General features: G+C 62.1%; 15 protein-coding genes. 5 read left to right on the top strand and 10 right to left on the bottom strand.

From position 1 onward, the window contains the following. The first annotated feature begins 172 nt into the window (after nucleotides 1-172). Nucleotides 173-910, top strand: coding sequence for a hypothetical protein (locus tag B9G99_RS06725; protein WP_086621366.1), 738 nt, complete (start codon nucleotides 173-175; stop codon nucleotides 908-910). Nucleotides 911-987: 77 nt separating this feature from the next. Here the strand turns inward: B9G99_RS06725 and B9G99_RS06720 are convergent, their stop codons facing one another. Beyond that, on the bottom strand, nucleotides 988-1,491 hold the full coding sequence (locus tag B9G99_RS06720; protein ID WP_086621365.1) for an Lrp/AsnC family transcriptional regulator: 504 nt from the start codon (nucleotides 1,489-1,491) through the stop codon (nucleotides 988-990). A 69-nt stretch (nucleotides 1,492-1,560) separates the two neighbouring features. Next, nucleotides 1,561-2,217 (bottom strand): hypothetical protein, encoded by a 657-nt coding sequence (locus B9G99_RS06715; protein ID WP_086621364.1) that lies wholly within the window; start codon nucleotides 2,215-2,217, stop codon nucleotides 1,561-1,563. A 307-nt stretch (nucleotides 2,218-2,524) separates the two neighbouring features. Between B9G99_RS06715 and B9G99_RS06710 the strand changes: the two genes are divergently transcribed. Continuing rightward, nucleotides 2,525-3,451, top strand: a complete 927-nt coding sequence (locus tag B9G99_RS06710) for a 2-hydroxyacid dehydrogenase (RefSeq protein ID WP_086621363.1) — start codon at nucleotides 2,525-2,527, stop codon at nucleotides 3,449-3,451. 155 nt (nucleotides 3,452-3,606) lie between these two features. Here the strand turns inward: B9G99_RS06710 and B9G99_RS06705 are convergent, their stop codons facing one another. From B9G99_RS06705 to B9G99_RS06685, 5 genes are all read right to left on the bottom strand, one after another. Beyond that, nucleotides 3,607-4,647: a hypothetical protein gene (locus B9G99_RS06705; RefSeq protein ID WP_086621362.1), complete on the bottom strand. Its 1,041-nt coding sequence runs from the start codon at nucleotides 4,645-4,647 to the stop codon at nucleotides 3,607-3,609. Between the two features lie 171 nt (nucleotides 4,648-4,818). Beyond that, the gene (locus tag B9G99_RS06700) at nucleotides 4,819-5,001 is read right to left on the bottom strand and encodes a hypothetical protein (protein ID WP_086621361.1); all 183 of its coding nucleotides are present in this window, start codon (nucleotides 4,999-5,001) and stop codon (nucleotides 4,819-4,821) included. Between the two features lie 33 nt (nucleotides 5,002-5,034). Continuing rightward, nucleotides 5,035-5,709, bottom strand: coding sequence for a haloacid dehalogenase type II (locus B9G99_RS06695; RefSeq protein ID WP_086621360.1), 675 nt, complete (start codon nucleotides 5,707-5,709; stop codon nucleotides 5,035-5,037). A 180-nt stretch (nucleotides 5,710-5,889) separates the two neighbouring features. After that, complete coding sequence (locus B9G99_RS06690) at nucleotides 5,890-7,221, bottom strand: NAD(P)/FAD-dependent oxidoreductase (RefSeq protein ID WP_086621359.1); 1,332 nt, start codon at nucleotides 7,219-7,221, stop codon at nucleotides 5,890-5,892. 83 nt (nucleotides 7,222-7,304) lie between these two features. After that, complete coding sequence (locus tag B9G99_RS06685) at nucleotides 7,305-8,780, bottom strand: aldehyde dehydrogenase family protein (protein ID WP_086621358.1); 1,476 nt, start codon at nucleotides 8,778-8,780, stop codon at nucleotides 7,305-7,307. A gap of 249 nt (nucleotides 8,781-9,029) precedes the next feature. Here B9G99_RS06685 and B9G99_RS06680 point away from each other — a divergent pair, with 249 nt between their 5' ends. Continuing rightward, on the top strand, nucleotides 9,030-9,884 hold the full coding sequence (locus B9G99_RS06680) for a GNAT family N-acetyltransferase (RefSeq protein WP_086621357.1): 855 nt from the start codon (nucleotides 9,030-9,032) through the stop codon (nucleotides 9,882-9,884). 154 nt (nucleotides 9,885-10,038) lie between these two features. On the opposite strand, the gene B9G99_RS06675 is transcribed toward B9G99_RS06680, so the two are convergent. The 3 genes from B9G99_RS06675 to B9G99_RS06665 form a co-directional block, all read right to left on the bottom strand. Next, nucleotides 10,039-10,989, bottom strand: a complete 951-nt coding sequence (locus B9G99_RS06675; protein ID WP_086621356.1) for a 3-hydroxyacyl-CoA dehydrogenase family protein — start codon at nucleotides 10,987-10,989, stop codon at nucleotides 10,039-10,041. Nucleotides 10,990-11,039: 50 nt separating this feature from the next. Continuing rightward, nucleotides 11,040-12,008 (bottom strand): sugar phosphate isomerase/epimerase family protein, encoded by a 969-nt coding sequence (locus tag B9G99_RS06670; protein ID WP_086621355.1) that lies wholly within the window; start codon nucleotides 12,006-12,008, stop codon nucleotides 11,040-11,042. An 87-nt stretch (nucleotides 12,009-12,095) separates the two neighbouring features. Further along, on the bottom strand, nucleotides 12,096-13,487 hold the full coding sequence (locus B9G99_RS06665) for a GntP family permease (RefSeq protein ID WP_086621354.1): 1,392 nt from the start codon (nucleotides 13,485-13,487) through the stop codon (nucleotides 12,096-12,098). Between the two features lie 183 nt (nucleotides 13,488-13,670). Here B9G99_RS06665 and B9G99_RS06660 point away from each other — a divergent pair, with 183 nt between their 5' ends. Together B9G99_RS06660 and B9G99_RS06655 are read left to right on the top strand one after the other, a co-directional pair. Beyond that, nucleotides 13,671-14,618 carry a LysR substrate-binding domain-containing protein gene (locus B9G99_RS06660; protein WP_086621353.1) on the top strand — a complete coding sequence of 316 codons (948 nt, stop codon included), beginning with the start codon at nucleotides 13,671-13,673 and terminating at the stop codon, nucleotides 14,616-14,618. An 84-nt stretch (nucleotides 14,619-14,702) separates the two neighbouring features. Further along, on the top strand, nucleotides 14,703-15,908 hold the full coding sequence (locus B9G99_RS06655) for a pyridoxal phosphate-dependent aminotransferase (protein ID WP_086621352.1): 1,206 nt from the start codon (nucleotides 14,703-14,705) through the stop codon (nucleotides 15,906-15,908). Nucleotides 15,909-15,991 lie beyond the last annotated feature (83 nt).

The following is a 15,991-nucleotide window of genomic DNA, read 5'->3' as shown; positions in this document are numbered from 1 at the left end:
CTACCAAAAATAACAATAAAGCGTTCGCGAACCGCCACCAACCTGCCAGATTGAAGAGTGTTCCGGCCTGATGCTCGATGCCCTGCGGTGAGACGACGTCACAACGTCGAGGTCACCGAGTCAATGACACCGTCCATGGGCCGTCCCGGGTACGCCACAGGAGTACAAGGTCATGGAAGAACAGCTCGTTGTTGCCGTATATGACACCAAAGCCGGCGCTGATGCCGCCATGCAGGATCTGCGTGATGCCGGCATTTCCGAAGAGTCCATCAATCGTCACGCCCAGGCGGAGCACGGCAGCGCGGCGGATGATGAGCATGAAGAGAAGGAAAAGCCGAGTTTCTGGCAACGTATCTTCGGCCGGCATGACCATAGCGAGGACACCAGCGCCTATGATCGCAGCGTGGAACGCGGTGCCACTGTCATCGCCGTGCGGGCACTGACGGCCGATCTCGATCGCATCGCGGAGATTCTGGAGCGACACGACCCCATCGACATCGATGAAAGAAGCGTCGAGGACCGCGAAGGTGAGGGGCTGGCGAGCAGCATGGGGCCCGGTACGGCGCCGAAGGTGGCCACGGGTGGGTCGCTGGATCAGGGGAGCACGCACGCCGACCCGGCCGTAACCGTTGACCGCGAGACGCCGATGCCACTGTCCGGAGATGAGCTTGTGCCCGGCCGTCGTGACGACGAGCGCAGCACATCGTCACGCGTGCGCCGTCACAGGGTCGGCTCTTCGACCCGGGATGATCTCCCGGGTGAAGATTCGCTTGCCGATGAACCTCGCCCGCTGAGCGACCACCACTCGGTTCGCGATGAAGAGGTCATCGATAAAACCACCAATATCGATGACACGTCTCACGACGATCCCAACCGCCGCGCTGACCCGTCGGCCCCGGACAGGCGCTGAAGGTATCACCATCCACAAGACATCCATAAAAAAACCCGGTGCCTGGCACCGGGTTTCTTTTAACATCCATGCCGCGCTCAAAGACGCTCCGGCGCCCCGGAGAGCAGCGCACGCAGCGGCAGCTGTTCCTTGACGATGGGCGATTTGATCACGATGTAGCTGAAGTACTTTTCGATGCCGATCTCGCGCTCGATCAGAGTCTCCATCACGCTTTGATAGTGGGCGATGCTGCGGGCAATGAAGCGCAGCAGATAGTCATAGCCGCCGCTGATCAAATGGCACTCCATCAGCTCATCGATCTCGCGAATGCTTTGCTCAAAGCGCAGGAAATCCTCCCGGCGGTGGTCGCACAGGGTCACTTCGGTAAATACGGTCACGCTTTCCAGCATTCTGGACAGATCAAGGCGCGCCTGAAACGAGGTAATGTAGCCGGCAGCCTCCAGTCGCTTGACCCGCTGCAGGCAGGGACTGGGAGAAAGGCCGACGGCATCGGCCAGATGCACGTTGGTCATGCGACCATCGTTTTGAAGCTGAACCAGAATATTGATATCGATGCGATCGAGTCGAACGGAGCCCACCATGAAGCGCCCTTTTTTGTGTCTTCGGGCCCGCCTGCTGCTGCCAGAGTGTGCGGGTGTCGCCTCACCTGTCTAAAGGATTTCACGCCGCAGGGCAAGCTGGTGGGCACCGATGAAGTCGCTCAGCGAGGTGAACTGCCATGTCGCCTGCACGTCAGACGCCACCACGCCCGGCCGCGAGCGCGTAATGTGACAATAATTCGCACCGCATGACGCCGGCGCAGGCCCTGCGCTGACCAGAAGCACCTCGGGATCCTTCACGATCTCATGGAGGGCTGCCCGGGCGGCCACGAAACTGCCGGTCGCCAGACGCTCATGGGTGGCCAGTCCGATCCGCCTGTCCAGTGCCACAAACTCCTGCTCATCAAGCGAGCTCACGACACTGAGACGGTAGAACTTGCGCAGATAATGGATCGCTCCCGGCGCATCTTCATAAAGCGTTCCGGCATTCACCGTACCGGCGAAGGCAATACCGGCCTGCCAGTCACTTTCAAACCCCCATTCGCCGGCCAGCGCGCAGTAGACCACACAGTGGGCCGAGACCGTATTCATGTCGGCATCGGTCAACGCGTGCAGGGCCTGAAAGTAGTCCGCCAGCACGCGATCGGGCGGCGGCGGGTCGCGCATCTGTCTTAAAAGCGGGGAAAGCCCTTCGAGAATCGTGCTGTCACGATCCATCAATACCCCGTGTGCGGCAATGCAAAGCCTCGAGTAATCCGTCAGCTGCATTCCTTGATGCTCCTCTTTGCCCTGTTCGGTCCCGGGCCCGTCATGGCCGGGCCTCCATGCTGTTTCCAGCCTACGATGCCCGCCCCGTCAGGTGACGTGCATATTTCGATGCACGGCCGTGGATCGCGCTGAATACCAGGGTCACAACAGCATGATTCACTACACATGTGGTGTGACGGCAGGATCTGCCTGCAAGGCTTCAAAATTCAGGGCAACCGCGTGGCGTCGGACGTCATAACGCTACCCCATGCGTCACGATCAAGGGCACGATAGAGACTTATTGATGACGAGCGCGAGGCACCCTGACATGGCACTGCTGTATAAATCCGACCCGACGCGTGGCCGGCGCTGGCAGGCGCTGTTTGCCGAGCATGCCCCGGACATCGAGTTTCGTCAGTGGCCCGATATCGGCGACCCGGGCGATATTCGCTATCTGCTGGCCTGGCAGCCCCCGGAGGCCATCGAGACCCTGCTGCCCAACCTTGAGGTGCTTTTTGCCACCTCCGCCGGCATCGATCAGTTCGATGCCGAGGCGCTGCCCGATACACTGCCGGTGGTGCGCATGCTCGACCCGTCCATTGAACAGGGCATGATCGAATACGCCACCTTCGCCACGCTCTGGCTGCACCGTCACATGAGTGATTACGTACGCCAGCAGCGCAGGCGTGACTGGCAGGCCCACATGATCCTGCCGGCCGGCGAGCGACGCGTCGGCCTGCTGGGGCTGGGTCAGCTCGGCGGCGCCATTGCCCGTCACCTCAAGGGATATGGCTTTCAGGTCAGCGGCTGGTCGCGCACGCCGCGCGAGGTGGAAGGCGTCACCACCCATGCCGGAGAGGCGCAGCTGGATGCCTTTCTCGGTGCCTGCGATATCCTGATCTGCGTGCTGCCCCTGACCACCGCCACTCGTGGCGTGCTCAACGAGACGCTGTTTGATCGTTTGCCCCCGGGCGCGGCGCTGATCAACATGGGGCGCGGTGAGCATCTGATCGAAGCCGATCTGACGAAGGCGCTGGATAAAGGCCGGCTTTCCGGCGCAGTGCTGGATGTGCTGCGCGAGGAGCCGCCCGCCCCGGACCATCTCTTCTGGGCGGATGAGCGCATTCTCATGACGCCACACGTTGGCGCCATGACCCAGCCCGACACCGCCTTTCCGGTGCTGCTTGAGAACCTGCGCCGCCATCAGCGTGGCGAGGCAATGGCCGGCCGGGTTGACCGTCAGCGCGGTTACTGAGCCAAAAGACACCGGGCGGCATGACCTGACGCGACAACGCCCGGCACATGTCCGGGCGTTGCGGGGCAATCAACCTCAAGCGTCCTGAGGGTCAGTCCCGAGGACGGGTGCCAATGGACAGTTCCGATGGACAGTCTGGATGGCGTGTCCCGCGCTTAGCGGCGACGGGTCTGCATCCTGCCACCTAAAAGCCCGGCAAGGCCGCTGATCAGGGCAGCGATGACCATGGCAATGAAGGCCATCATGGCAGAGTTGCGCAGACTCTCGGCGGCCTGTTCAGCCCCTTCACGCAGCGATTTCTCGGCCTCGGCCAGCTCCTGTTGCGCCTGTTTGATGTAGGTGTCCAGACGGTCGACCTGCTGTTTCATCCGGGCCACACCTTCATCGAGCCGGGCCATGGCATCATCAACAAACTGCTCGGCGTCGGATTGACTCAGGTCAGTGTTGCCGGCCAGTGCGTTGACCAGCGCGTCGCGATCGACATCCTGTTGAATGTTTTCAAGGCGACCCTGCACCTTGTCGACCAGCTCGTTGAGAATGGCTTCATAGTTGGAAGGATTACTGGCCAGATGCCGGACCGCGGTCTGGATATCATCGCCCACCGCCTGCGCCTGATTGCTCAGATACTCGGGCTGCAGTGAGCGAGTATCCGTATCGCGCAGTACCTGACTGACCTGACGCTGAAGGTTCTGATCTTCCAGCAGCGAATCGCTACCGGGATCAAAATCAAAGTTCTCGCTGAGCTGCTCGCCCAGAGAAGACGTGGCACTGCCAAGCCCCTTCGCCACGCTGCCGGTCACCTGCCCAGCCCCCGAAACAATCGAGCTCACGGCACTGGCACCGCCGGAGACGATATTGCCGGCGGCAAACCCGATCAGCACCATCGAGATCAGGGTGGCCGTGGCCCAGCTTAAAAATCCATGGATGAAGCCACGAACGTTGGCCAGTCGACCTGCGACAAAGCCACCGGCGGCAAAGCTGATCACCAGAAAGACGGCAGAGGAGATGCCAAAGGCCGTCCCGAGACCGTCAAAGGGGTTATTCGACATCGGGTCAATCACACTGGCGCCGATCGCTGTTCCCAGCAGCGATAGCAAGGAGGAGATGGCGAGGACCGTCACGACACCTGCAATGACGCTCCCCCATGAAACGCGGTCGATGAACTCGCGCACCGGTCCAGCCGTGGTCTCTGTCATGGTCTAATTCCTTTTATCAAGCGCACTGTTGTGACGCTCTGCAACAGGGCCGCACCGACAGGCGCTGCGCTGTTTTCCATCGAGACAGGCCATGCATGGCCGTCATCCATTTGTCACATGACACCCTTGCAGGATAGTCCCCTCAGGACCGGCAAGCCCTGTATTTAATATTTATTTCATCCATGCCGTGGCCCATGGCCCTAGTTGCGGCGAAACCAACGCAAAACGGCCCGGCCTCCAGCAGAGCCACCGGACGCCATCGATCACGGCCACGTCGTAGTGGCCTTCGGGGGGCTCCGACATCGCCCCGGTAAAGGGCGGTGCCGTATCCAGCCAATAGGACTCGAACTTCATGAACGTTCTCCCGAAAGAGGCCGCAGGAACAACTCAGAGACCGACCAGCGCCGGGAGGCCGCGGATATCGGCAATCTCGGTCGCGCCATAGCCCTGGCAGAAACCTTCATGATTGCGCGACACAAAGGCCTTGTTGTTGATGCCCATGAAGTGCGCCGACATCAGGTCGTAGCGAAAGCTCGAAGAGACGTGCAACAGCTCGTCCGGACGACAGCCCAGGGTATCGATCATCGCTTCAAAGGCTTCCAGACGCGGCTTGTAAACCTTGAAGGTGTCCGCCGTGAAGACCTCGTGAAACGGCACTTCAAGCTTTTTGACGTTGTCCATGATCTGACGGTTGTCCGCGTTGGAATAGATCACCAGCGGAATCCTGTCGGCGATCTTCGAAAGTCCCTCGATCACGTCCGGATGCGGCCCCCAGGTGGGCACCGCCTCGTAATAGCGCATGCCTTCATTATCACGATATTCCACACCCCAGCGCTTGCAGGTACGCTCAAGCGCCGCGCACAACACCTCCGAATAGGGCTTCCAGGGGCCAAGCACTTCATCAAAACGATAGGCCCCAAAGGATCTGACGAAGCCGTCCATGCGGTCGGCGGCCGGAATACGATCGGCAAAGATCTCCCGGGTCATGGAGCCCATCTGAAAGTTGGTCAGCGTGCCGTAGCAGTCAAAGGTGATGTACTTCGGGCGCACGATATCGCTCATGGTATGTCGTCCTGTGTTGTCGTGCCGTTGACGGCGAAGATTGTTGTGGACGTTGGCACCCCGTGGGGGCCATGCCTGATTGAAGCACTCTCCGGCCATTGCAGGACGCTGAAAGTCTGCGCCCTGCCGGTACAAAACGCCCTTTTTCAGGGCGTGCACAGCACAGCCTGCGGCAGACGGCTACATCATCTCGGGCTGACGAATGCGGCTTCCCCGGGCAAAACGATCAAGATGATAGGGCGCCGAGTTGACCCGAGGCGTTACGCTGGTCGCCAGATCTGCGGCCAGCTGACCGGCTGCCGGCCCGATGCCAAAACCATGACCGCTGCAGCCGGCTGCCACCGTAAAGCCGGGAATCGCATCAACCGGCGAGATGACCGGCACCAGATCCGGCGTGGTATCGATCATGCCGGCCCAGGCCCTGGCCAGATGCACGCCCTTGAGAGACGGATATTCGGCATGCAGCCCGGCAAGCGTCGCCCGCGCCAGCGCCATGTCCGGCATGGGATCAAGAATGCGCTGCTCTTCAAACGGCGAGACCTGATCGAACTCCCAGCGTCCGGCAGCTTCCGGCCCGCGAAAGAAGGAGCGACCGATGCGAATCTGCAGCTTCTTGGCCAGCTTGCTGCGATAGGCGCCGTAGAACTTGATGGCATACCGCATGCTCTGTGGGCTGACCTCCAGCCGGCCCAGCCCCGGCATGGCCAGCGTATAACTGCCATCCAGCCGTCGCCGCAGGGCGATCCTGGGCGTGGTCAGACAGCCCGGCGTGACCTCGGGCGCTGGCGTGGTCTGAATGGTGGTGCCCATGATGTTGGCCGAGGGCAGCTCGACCCCATGACGTCGGCAAAAGCGCGAGCTCCAGGCACCACCGGCGCAGATGACGCTCGAGGTGCGCATCAGCCCTCGCTCGGTCCATACGCCGCTCACGCGACCGCCGGACAGGTCCAGACCGCGAACGGCGCAGTTCTGATGTACATAAGCCCCTTTGGCCTGCGCGCCCCGGGCGATCGCCGGACAGGCCATGGCAGGTTCGGCGCGGCCATCGGTGGGTGACCAGACCCCGCCCAGCCAGCGCGAGGTAGTCCCCGGGGCACGCTCATGGGCTTCACTGGCCGTCATCATGTGGCAGGTAAAGCCCAGCTCGCGGGCCTTTTGCCCCCAGGCTTCCCACTTGTCCAGGCTCGCCTGACTGTCGGTGGTATAAACAATCCCGCTGCGACGAAAGCCCACGTCACTACCGACCTCGCCGGACAGGGCGTCCCAGCGACTCAGGCTGTGCATGGCCAGCGGCAGCTCATAAAGGTCACGGTTTTGCTGGCGCACCCAGCCCCAGTTGCGACTGGACTGCTCACAGCCGATCAGTCCCTTTTCCAGCAGCGCCATCGACACGCCGCGACCGGCCAGCTCAAGGGCGGCACAGGTGCCCAGGATGCCGCCACCGATCACGACCACATCAACCTGCTCGGGAAATTCGGCGCTATCGTGGACAGGATCTACATTCACAAACATGTTCGAAAACCTCTTCTCTTGTTGTTGGTCATCATACAATCGAAGCCTTCGTTTACTGCAGGGCAGGATGCTTCTGTCTGCACTCAGGTATCGAGATCGATCAGTACGCTCTTGTGATGCAGATTGGCTTCAAACGCCGCCCGGCCCAGGTCGCGACCGATGCCGGAGCGCTTGTAGCCGCCGGTCGGCAGGATATAGTCATTGCTGCGCCCATAGCGGTTGACCCATACGGTGCCGGCACTGAGCCGGCGTACCGCGCGCAGTGCCCGGCCGATATCGGCCGTGTGTACCCCGGCGGCCAGTCCATAGACCTCGTGCTCGGCCAGCGCCAGCGCTTCCTCCTCGTCATCAAAGGCCTGCACGCTCAGCACCGGGCCGAAGATCTCTTCTTTCACCGCCGGATTGTCACTGTTGTCGACCCGGAGAATCGTGGGGCGATAAAAGCAGCCCCCCAGGCTCGTTTCAAAGCGCGACCCGCCTTCGATCAGCTCGGCACCGGCCTCAAGGGCACGGGCCACAACCGACTCGATACGGTTGGCCTGGGTCTCGGAGATGATCGGTGAAAAGCGGCTGCCGCTGGCCCAGGTCAGCCCCGGCTCGAGCATCTCGAAATGGGCGTTCAACCGCTTAATCATGGGCTCGAGCAGCGAGCGTTCGATCAAAAGACGCGAGCCTGCCACGCAGACCTGACCGGCATTACCGGTGATCGCGCCGGCCAGCGTTGCCGCAGTGCGCTCGATGTCGGGAATGTCGCCAAATACCACCTGTGGACTCTTGCCACCCAGCTCCAGCGTGACCGGCTTTGGGCCGGTCTCGGCGCAGGCCCCCATGATATGGCGTCCGGTCACGGTGGAGCCGGTAAAGGTGATTTTGGCCACATCAGGATGGCGGCACAGCGCGTCACCGGTGGTGGCACCGTCGCCCTGAATGACGTTGAACACGCCCGGTGGAATGCCGGCCTCAATGGCCAGTTCGGCCAGGCGTACTGCCGTGAAGGGCGTCATTTCGGAAGGCTTGAGTACCACGGTATTGCCGGCCGCCAGTGCCGGCGCCACCTTCCAGCAGGTCATGCTGAGTGGAAAGTTCCAGGGCGCGATGGCCCCGACCACGCCCAGCGGCTCGGCGATCTGCATGCCCAGGCGATTGTGGGCGGTGGCGGCCACCTCGCCGCCATGCTTGTCGGCAAATTCGGCAAAAAACCGGATACCTTCGGCGGTATAGGGCACATCCCAGGCACGCGCCTGATCGATCGGCCGGGTCGAGCCCAGCGCCTCGAGCGCAGCCAGGTAGTCGATATCGGCCTCGGTCAGATCCGCCCAGCGACGCATGAGTCGCGCACGCTCGCGCGGGGCACGGCGCGCCCAGTCAGCATGAAAAAACGCCTGCCGGGCACTGGCCACGGCCTCATCGACACAGGCGTCGTCGGCCACGGGCAGCTCGGCATAGACCTGCCCATCGGCCGGGCGTGTGACCGCCAGCCCCGCACCACCGCGTACCTGACGGCCGTGCAGAAAATGAGCGCAGGGAATCGTGATTCGGGCAGGGTCAAAACCTGGCATGGCGGGCTCTCTCGAGTGATGAAGGGTCTTTTTCGAAACATGGGGTGAGTCTCCCTTCATGCTACGGCCAATCCTCCGGCACGGGGTGCCGAGTGTGGTCACGCCTGGCGCAGTTGCTGCGCCAAAATCCCGTCGATTCGGCCATATCTGCCGAATTGCCTGCCTGCCGCTGCCTGAGCGTGGCACCCGTGGGGAACGCATGCGACAGTAAGCGTCCCGTGCAGACAAGTTCACAAGGAGCAGGCTGTCATGTCTCAATCATCAACGACCCGGCCGGTAGATCCCCCTCAGGAAGTGTTCAACTGGCGCGCCTTTCAGGAAAGGGATATCGATGCCGCCCGGGCCCTCTCTTCGCGTCTTGGCTGGCCGCATCGCCATGAGGACTGGGCCACGTCGCTGGCGATCGGCGAGGGCGTGGCAGTCGAAAATGCCGAGGGCCGGCTGGTCGGTACCGGGTTCTGCTTCAATCAGGGCCATATGGCAACGCTTGGCCTTGTGATCATTGATGATGACTGGCAGGGCCGCGGTCTGGGACGGGAGATGATGACGCGCCTGATGGGACTGGTAGGTGAGCGTACCCTTCAACTGGTCGCGACCGAAGCCGGCGCCCCGCTTTATATCAAGCTCGGTTTCAGACCCTGCAGCACGATCCATCAGTACCAGGGCCATGTCACGGCGACCGTAAACGTACCCGCCATACCGGGAATGCGCGCGCTGCGAGACAGCGACCGTGAGCTGATTACGGCCATGGCACCGCTCAACCCCGTCCATGTAGAGACCGTGCGTCAGGCAGACGATGGCGTGGTCATCGAAGAAGACGGCCATCTGGTCGGTGTGGCGCTGCGACGGCTCTATGGTCGTGGCGACCACATCGGCCCCGTCATGGCGCAGACCCCCGAGCGGGCGCGGGCCCTGATGGCCTTTTTGCTGTCCCGCGCCCACGGTCGTTTCGTACGGCTGGATCTGGTGGCACCGGAAGACGACCGTATTCTGCTGGAGGCCGGGCTTGCCTGCGTCAATCGGGTCGAGCGCATGCGTCGCGGCCCGGAGATCAATGACGGTCCGCTGACCCGATTTGGCCTGATCAATCAGGCGCTGGGCTAGGCCAGCTCACCATGCCTGACGGGATGTTTCACGTGAAACATCCCGCCTGCAGTAAAGACAATGACCCGTCGTCTTCCCTGACATGACAGAGTGCCCATAAAAAAGCCCGCTCGAAATATCGAGCGGGCTTTTTTGGCAAGGATCGTCAGCCGGATCACTTCATCGGCGGCGGCCCAAGCTCCTTCATCAGCTCCGAGAGCTTCACGTAGGCGCGGTTACGCCAGGCGATCAGATCCGGAATGCGCTCGGCCGGCACGTCGGTGAAACCGCCACCACTCTTGGTGCCCAGCTTGCCCTGCTCGATCAGCGAACTCAGCACCTCGGGGGTGGCAAAGCGCTCGGGGAAGTCGGTCTGCAGCGACTGATAGCAGAAGTTATAGACGTCCAGACCTGCCATGTCGGCAATCGCGAACGGTCCGAAAAACGGCAGCCGGAAGCCGAACGTGGTGCGTACCAGCGTATCGATGTCCTCGGGTGACGCGACGCCTTCTTCCAGTAGCTGGGTCGCCTCGTGAAACAGGGCATACTGCAGGCGGTTGAGCACAAAGCCGGTCACGTCCTTGACGGTCGCGGTCTCCTTGCCGGTCTCGTGAACGATTTCACAGGCGCGCTCGACGACCTCCGGCGCAGTCCCCTCGTGCGGGATGATCTCCACACCCGGCACGAACGGTGACGGATTGGAGAAGTGCACGCCCAGAAAACGCTCCGGGTGGGTAACCGCTTCAGACAGTTTGGCAATCGAGATGGTCGAAGTATTGGTGGCGATGATCGCATCCGGACGCGCCGCCGCGCTGACGCGCTTGAAGATATCGTGCTTGATATCGATCTTCTCGGGCACCGCCTCTTCGATGAAGTCGGCATCACGCACCGCCTCCTCGATCGACTCGGCGACCTTCACCTGACGTTCGATGCGCTCGACGGCGTCACTCGGAAACAGGCCGTCGGCAACGAATTTGCGGGTCTCCTCGATCAGACGCTCGCGGTTGGCCTGGGTCACCTCGAGCGAGACATCGCTGATCAGAACCTCGGCACCGGCCAGCGCCATGACCTGAGCGATACCGCCGCCCATGTAGCCCGAGCCGACAATGGCAATCCTGCGTGTCATGAATCCTTACTCCCTATAGACATGGTGTCGTCATATCGCGGTCATGGGCCTCAGCCCTGGCGAACCCGGCTTGTGCCAAGGGTATAGTCCGACGTACGCGGCAGAATCTTCTCGCGCAGATAGCGCTGGTTGGTGCTGGACACGCTCAGACCGTCACCGCCGTAATGCTCGGTGCAGATGATGCCCTGGAAGCCGTTGGCGAGTGCGATTTCAAACGCCTTGCGATAGCTGATCAGTCCCGACTCCAGTGGCGCCGGCATGGCCACGTAGTAGTCGCGTGCCACGTCCTCGTCACGGATATAGTTCTTCACATGCCAGTAGTTGGCGTAGGGCATCGTCTTTTCCATGACCTCGAGCCAGGGCTCGATCGGGCGGTGCAGACGAATCAGGTTACCCACATCCGGATTGATGCCGACGTTGTCCAGCCCGATGTCCTTGACCAGCGCCACGGCAGAATCGGCCGTGCCAAGATAGGTGTCCTCATACATCTCGAGTGACATGAGAAGCCCCAGCTCATCGGCATGTCGGCCCAGTTCCTGCAGACGCTTGACGGCCAGATTCCAGGTCTCGCGATTGGCCATCGGGTCCTTGTGCCCTTCCACGGTCCAGAACCACAGCTGTTTTTGCTGTTCGGGCGTCAACGCCTGGTGCAGCCCGAAGGAGACCACTCGACAGCCCAGCGCCGCGGCCGCTTCCAGCGTGCGGTGGCTGTAGGCCAGATTGTCCTCGCCATGCTCGGCGTCGATGACGCTGCGGCGAATGGCCGAGATCGAGGGCAGACCGATGCTGGCCTCATTGGCCGTACGCAAAAGCTCTTCCAGACGCTGGGTCGACAGATCACCGGGCTTGACCCAGCCGTCAAAGAGATCGGCGTTGGCAAAGCCTGCCTCGCGCACCTCATCAAAGACGCTGCGCCAGTGTGAGGCATCGGCATCATTGACGGCGCGCCCCTGGGCATCCACGCCGGAGAACTGCAAAAGGGCGGCCGTGATCGGCCAGTTGTCAGCGGTATAAGGCATGAAAATCTCCTTTCAAGAGGCTTGTAAGGGCTTGCTTCAGGACCCGGCGGTCTTTCCGGCGCGGGCCCGTGGATAAAACATGACGTCCTAGGTGATCAGGGCGAACAGGACCCAGACCAGCGCAAAGGCCATCAGAGAAATTCCGGTCGACATCACCGTCCAGGTCCGCAGCATGGTGCGGGTCTCGACCTGCAAAAAGCGCCCGACCAGCCAGAACCCCGAGTCGTTGACGTGGGAGTAGCCGATGGCACCGGCCACGATCGCCGTGGTGATACAGGCCGCCGGCATCCCGGCCAGCTCCGGCTGTGCCAGTACGGCAGGCGCCATGATCCCGGCAGCGGTGGTGCCCGCAACGGTAGCCGAGCCCTGAGCGATGCGAATGACCGAGGCAATGAGATAACCGGCCAGAATCAGCGGCATGCCGATCGCATCCAGACTGCCGGCGAGCGCATTACCGATCCCGCTGGCCGTCAGCACCCCACCAAACATGCCCCCGGCGCCGGTGATCAGAATGATGGTGCACACCGGGGCCAGCGCCCGCTCGATGATGTCGTTGATGGCCTCCATCGGTGACGTGAGCCCGCGACGAAAGATCAAAAGCCACATCGCCACACAGGTACTGATCAGCAGTGCAATCGGGGTTTCGCCAATAACGATGAAGATATCCAGCAGCGCATTGCCCTCTGGCAGGGTGCCGGCCGAGATCAGCGTCGAGATGCCGGTGTTCATGAAGATCAGGACCAGCGGCAGCAGCAGCACCAGCAGCACGGTGCCAAAGGCGGGCGGTGGCGCCCCGTCGTCTTCCTCACCGCCCATGACGTCGGGCACTGACTGAAACGGCGTTCGATTGGACAGCCACAGGGCGACCCGATACCCCATGACATACCAGGTGGGCAGCCCGACCAGCAGGCCGACGAACAGCACCAGACCAATGTCGGCATGCAGAAAGACCGCTGCGGCCACCGGCCCCGGATGCGGCGGCATCAGGGCGTGCATGACCAGCGCAGAGCCGGCCACCGGCAGACCGTAGAGCAGAAGCGAGCCCTTGAGCTCACGAGCGACGGCAAAGATGATCGGCAGCATCACCACATAGGCGGCATCAAGAAAGATCGGGAAGCAGAACAGCAGTGCCGCGATCGAAAGCCCCAGTGGTGCCCGCTCGCGCCCGCAGAGGCGGATCAGGGTGTCAGACAGCACCCGCGCGCCACCGGAGACGGCCACGATTCGCCCGAGCACGGCGCCAAAGCCGATCAGCAGGGCCACGTTGCCCAGCGTCTTGCCAAAGCCGCCGGTCAACGTCGAGATCAGATCGCTGACACCGATACCGGTGGCCAGCGCCGTGCCGATGCTGACAATCACCAGCGCAAAGAAGGGGTGTAGACGAACGCGAATGATCAGCAGCAGCAAGATGGCGATGGCCACTGCCGAGATCATGAGCAGAAGGGGTGTGGATAACGCGGCTTCGGTGGCACTGGGCATAACCGGCTCCGGATCAGGCCATGACGCTCAAGCGCCTTGATACGCCATTGGTCGCAAAATGCCTTACATCACTGTAAGTCCAATACCGCAGACGATATCTTGCTCTGGCAATACCCGACCAATGCCGGTCATGCCGTATATTGATGACCATTTTGATATCAATTCGATAACGAGCCACGCCTCATGGGGACGCTACCGGAAGACTGGTTTTTCAGGTCACGACTAAAGTTGCGTCATCTGCAGCTGTTTGTGGCCCTTGGCGAGCAGGGCAACCTGCATCGCAGCGCCGAAATGCTGGGTATCAGCCAGCCGGCGGCCTCGAGGCTTCTGATCGAGCTGGAGGAGCGACTGGGCACGACGCTGTTCGAACGTCACGGCCGCGGGCTCACCCCCAACCTCTACGGCGAGCTGATGATTCGTCGTGCCCGAACCATCATCGACGAGCTCGAACGCGCCGGTGAGGAGTTCAACGCCATCCATGCCGGCCATGCCGGGCTGGTCCGGGTTGGCACGGTCATGGAGCCGGCCGTGGCGCTCCTGACCCGCGCCATCGAGCAGATGCACAGCGAACGGCCCAACCTTCGCATCAATGTCAATGTCGATGTCAGTCGCGCGTTGATCTCGGGTTTGATGGATGGTCATTACAATTTTGTGATCTCTCGCATTCCGGCCGGCTTTTCCGGCGAGCACTTCGTGTTCGAGGAGATCGGCGAGGAAGAGATCTGTTTCATCTGCAGCCGATCCCACCCGCTGGCCGAGCAGCCGGTACCGGCGCTGTCGGCCATGGTCGACTATCCCTGGGCACTACAGCCGCCCGGCACCCTGATGCGCCAGCGCGTGGATGACCTGCTGCGTCATCGCGGGCTCGAGCCACCCCACTGGATCGTCGACACCTCGGATCTGACCACCTCGCTGGCCCTGGTCAATGCCTCCTCGTTTCTGACAGTGGCCACCCGGGGCGTGGCAGAGCTTCTATGCGACCCGCAGCGCTTTCGCATCATCTCGTCGTCCACGCGTCTGAGCGTGCAGCCCTATGGGCTGGTCAGCCTGCGCCGACAGCAGCTGCCCCCGGGGGTGGCCGCCATGATGCGTCTGCTGCGCCAGTTGATTCGCCAGCCTTCGCCGATCTGATACCATCCCGCGGCGTGCGCGTGGCCGCTGATGGTCAAAGTCGTTACTCTGAAGGGCTCTCCCCTGCTGACCGGAAGATTGACCATGACCACGCTTGCCCGCCGTATGGATACGATAACCCCCTCGGCCACCGTCGAAATCTCGCGCCGCGCCGCCGAGATGCGCCGGGAAGGGCTCGATATCATCTCGCTGTCCCAGGGCGAGCCCGATTTTGATACACCGGCCCACATCGCCCATGCCGGCAAGCGCGCCATCGATGAAGGCCAGACCCGCTATACCGATGTCGATGGCACCCTGGAGCTCAAGCAGGCGATCGTGGCCAAGTTCGAGCGCGACAACGGTCTGCACTACTCAACCGATCAGATCTCGGTCGGCACCGGCGGCAAGCAGGTCATCTTCAACGCCCTGTTCGCCCTGATCGACCCGGAAGACGAAGTGATCATCCCCGCCCCCTACTGGGTCTCCTATCCGGATATGGTACGCCTTGCCGGTGGCACGCCGGTCTGCGTCGAGTGTGACGTGTCGCAGGGATTCAGGCTCACCGCCGAGCAGCTCGAGGCCGCCATCACCCCAAAAACGAAGTGCCTGATGCTCAACTCGCCCGCCAACCCGACCGGCGCCGGCTATCATCGCGAGGAGCTCATCGCCCTGGGCGACGTTCTGAAGCGTCATCCTCAGGTGTTCGTGATCAGCGATGACATCTATGAATACCTGGCCTACGACGGCTGGGCCTTCACCACGCTTGCCGCAGTGGTGCCCGAGCTTTTTGAGCGCACCCTGACCGTCAACGGCGTCTCCAAGGGCTATGCCATGACCGGCTGGCGCATCGGCTTCGGCGGCGGCCCGAAGGATCTGATTCGTGCCATGGCGAAGCTGCAGGGACAGATGACCACCAATCCCAGCGCCATCTCCCAGGCCGCCGCGGTAGAAGCGCTCAACGGACCCCGCGATTTTCTGGAGGAGCATCTCGAGATCTTTCGCCAGCGTCGCGACCTGTGCATGACGGCCCTCAATGGCATCGATGGGCTATCGTGTCGCGCGCCTGAAGGCGCGTTCTACCTGTTTGTCAGCTGTCAGGGGCTGATCCATCGGAAAACGCCGGCAGGCGAGAGGCTTGAGCGCGATGTCGATGTCGCCCGCTTTCTGCTCGACACGGCGCATGTGGCCGTGGTGCCGGGCACGGCCTTTGGCATGGCGCCCTGGTTTCGCATTTCCTTTGCCGCCGCCACCGAGCGCCTCGGCGAGGCATGTGAGCGCATCGCCCAGGCCTGCAGCACGCTGACCGACTGACCCTGCCCAACGCCCCGCACTGTCATCGTGCACCGGCCGTTATGGCCGGTGCACGGTTGATAGTGATTCTCACTTCGCCATAA

It is taken from the genome of Kushneria konosiri, from assembly GCF_002155145.1.
GTDB lineage: Bacteria > Pseudomonadota > Gammaproteobacteria > Pseudomonadales > Halomonadaceae > Kushneria > Kushneria konosiri.
This window is presented reverse-complemented; position numbering and strand designations above follow the sequence as displayed.